Annotated in this window: 2 protein-coding genes and 1 pseudogene; all 3 read right to left on the bottom strand. The window is 72.1% G+C overall.

Features of this window, described 5'->3' with window-relative positions:
* A pseudogene (locus CA983_RS48665) lies at window positions 1-145 on the bottom strand (FHA domain-containing protein); the annotation flags it as partial.
* Window positions 146-177: 32 nt separating this feature from the next.
* Window positions 178-1,524 carry a vWA domain-containing protein gene (locus CA983_RS42480; RefSeq protein ID WP_086605968.1) on the bottom strand — a complete coding sequence of 449 codons (1,347 nt, stop codon included), beginning with the start codon at window positions 1,522-1,524 and terminating at the stop codon, window positions 178-180.
* Window positions 1,525-1,624: 100 nt separating this feature from the next.
* A partial coding sequence (locus tag CA983_RS42475; protein ID WP_244207337.1) for a PP2C family protein-serine/threonine phosphatase occupies window positions 1,625-2,756 on the bottom strand: 1,132 nt, incomplete at its 5' end.

The following is a 2,756-nucleotide window of genomic DNA, read 5'->3' as shown; positions in this document are numbered from 1 at the left end:
GAGGACCGCCGGGAGGCGGGAAGCCGTAGCCGCCGGGCGGGGGCGGCGGGGGAGGAGGCGGAGGCACGGCACCCGCCATGCGGTGACCGCAGACCTCGCACCAGTCGTCGGAACCCGACTGGTGTCCGTTCGGGCAGGTCGGCATGTCGGCGCGTCCCTCCTTCGATTCCTACTAGGTCACTTCTTCACGCGAACGGTCTTGGTGGACCGGGTCTCGAGCGTCATCTCGTCGGCCTCTTCGACCTTGGCCTTCAGTCGCACAGTACCGGTCGCGGCATCGACCACGTCCACCACCTTCGCAAGCAGTTTCGCAGTATCGGCGTTCCCGGAGGCACTCGCGAGCTGAACGGCCCGGCCCAGTTTGGCCGTTGCTCCATCCATATCTCCCGACTTACGGAGATCCAGCCCTTGTTGGATGACTTGCGCCAGTTCTGCCTGCCCGGTGTAGTGGGCGACCTGAGGGTTGATCGACGTCGAGGCGACCATGTCGTCCGTCCACACGGCACGGACCAGGCCCTGCGCGCCCAGGTTCTGGACGGTGCCGTCGGGCTGCGGAATGACCAGTGAGATCCGGGCCGCCAGCATCTCCTGCCCGATGTTCGCGGCCGGGACCTGCACGCATACGTGGTAGTCACGGGACTCGTCCCCCCAGGAACCCAGGGGGTAGTCGCCGGCGCGCGGACCCGCCTCGGTACGCCGGCCGGTCAGGTCCTCGACCGTGGGCGCGACCTGCTTGACGAACTTCACAGTCGTGTCGACCGGGGTCCACAGCCGCAGGGAGACGTCCGCGACCTCCTTGCCCATCGCCGTCTCCATCATCTGCGTGAAGTCGGCGGCGAGCCCGGCCGGGTCGGCGACGATGTCGGCGGTGCCCAGCAGGGCGGAGGCGATCCCTGTGACTTCTTTCACTTCCCAGTCGGTGCCCACGCCGCGCGCGTCACAGGTGAAGCGCCCCGCGCACGCGTCGAGCGCGGCCTTCAGGTCCTGGGGTGACTCGTGTTCGTTGCGGCCGTCGGTGAGCAGGATGCCGTGCCGGATGGCGACGTCCGCGGAGGACAGCAGACGGTCGGCCAGTCTCAGCCAGGTGCCGATGGCCGTGCCGCCGCCGGCGCTGAGCGAGCGCAGCGCCCGTTTGGCCTGCTCGCGGGTGGTGGCGTCGGCGACCGCGAGGCGACCGCCGCCCGGGTAGACCTCCTTGGCCACATGTGTCCCGCCGATCACGGCGAAGTGCACGCCGTCGCGCAGGGTGTCGACCGCGGCGGCCGTGGCGTCGCGGGCGTTGCGCATCTTGGTCGCCGGGTAGTCCATCGACCCGGAGCAGTCGACCATGATCGCCACGGCCGCGGACGGGCCCTGGCCGGGCGAGAAGAGGTGGGGCGCCGAGACCGCGCTGCCGATCGTGCCGCCGCCGGTCGCCGTCACCGTGACGATGGCGTTGACCTCGCCGGCGCCCTCCGGCAGGTACTCGTTCTGGTACACGTCCACCGAGAACTGGGGCACGTTCGACTTCGAGAAATTGGCCATGCCTGCTTCGATCCCCCTCGAAAGCCCCCACCGGAGCGGGGTGATGACGGTAGGCGGACCGGTCCCCTCCGGTCCGCTGAGGCATCCCCGTAACGCGGCCTCAGGCCGATCCTGCCCCCTGGGAGACGGCCGGGAACGGCACGAGGGCCACTGTTACGTTGTCGTGGCCCCCGCCGTCCAGGGCGTGGCCGACGAGCACCCGGGCGCTGTGCAGTGGGTGGGCCGCGGCGTCCAGCGGGACGACCCGGGCCATCTCCTCGGCACCCTCCGCGTAGTTCCACAGGCCGTCCGTGCAGACCACGACCACGCCCGGCCGGTCCGGTTTGAACGCGGCGGTGTGCGGCTCCAGTTCGTAGGCGTCCGCGCCGAGCCAGCCGGTGATGGCGTGGGCGCGCTCGTCGGCGTAGGCCTCGGCCTCGCTCATCAGGCCCGCCGCGACCATCTGCGCGGCCCACGAGTCGTCCTCGGTGAGCCGGGCGGGGGGTGCGCTCCGGTCGACCGGGACCCAGTAGGCGCGGCTGTCGCCGACCCAGCCGACGATCAGCAGGCCCGATGTGACCACGGCGCCGACGATGGTGCACGCGGGAGCGTTCTGGTGCGGGGCGTGCTCGCGGGCCGTGGCGGGTTCCGCGGCGAGCGAGTTGACCGCGCGCGAGGCGGCGATGATCGCGTCGTGCATCGCCTGCTGCGGGTGCGTGCCGCGCGGCAGGGCGGCCAGCAGTGCCTCGCTCGCCGCCTTCGACGCCGCCATCGAGGCGTCGTCGGGTCGGGTCGCCGAGGAGACGCCGTCGCAGACGATGGCCACGGAGGCGGGCGAGCCGTCCGGCAGCGCCGTGCTGCCGATGGCGAACGCGTCCTCGTTGCGGTGGTGGCGCAGGCCGCGGTCGCTGACCGCGGCCACCGGGCCGGACTCCTGCTCCATGTGGTCCCGTTCGCGCGGCTGGGCGTGGCCGCAGTTCTCGCAGTAGCCGTCGTCGTCCACGCGGCCGGCCCGGCAGGCCACGCAGACCTTGCCGCCGGCGCCCGCGGCCTGAGCCGCCGGGTCGGCGGACACCCGTGGGTCCGGTGCCTGGAGGAGGTACTCGTCGGGCTGCTGTGCCTGATAGGTCTCGGACTGTGCCGGATATCCGTCGGGCTGTGGGGCGTAGCCGCCGGACGGCACGGGGTGTCCCGCGGCGTTGCCGGGCGGCACGGGGTGACCCGCGGCCTGGGGCGGATGGTCGAAGCGGACG

Source organism: Streptomyces swartbergensis (genome assembly GCF_002148965.1).
Classification (GTDB): Bacteria; Actinomycetota; Actinomycetes; order Streptomycetales; family Streptomycetaceae; genus Streptomyces; species Streptomyces swartbergensis.
This window is presented reverse-complemented; position numbering and strand designations above follow the sequence as displayed.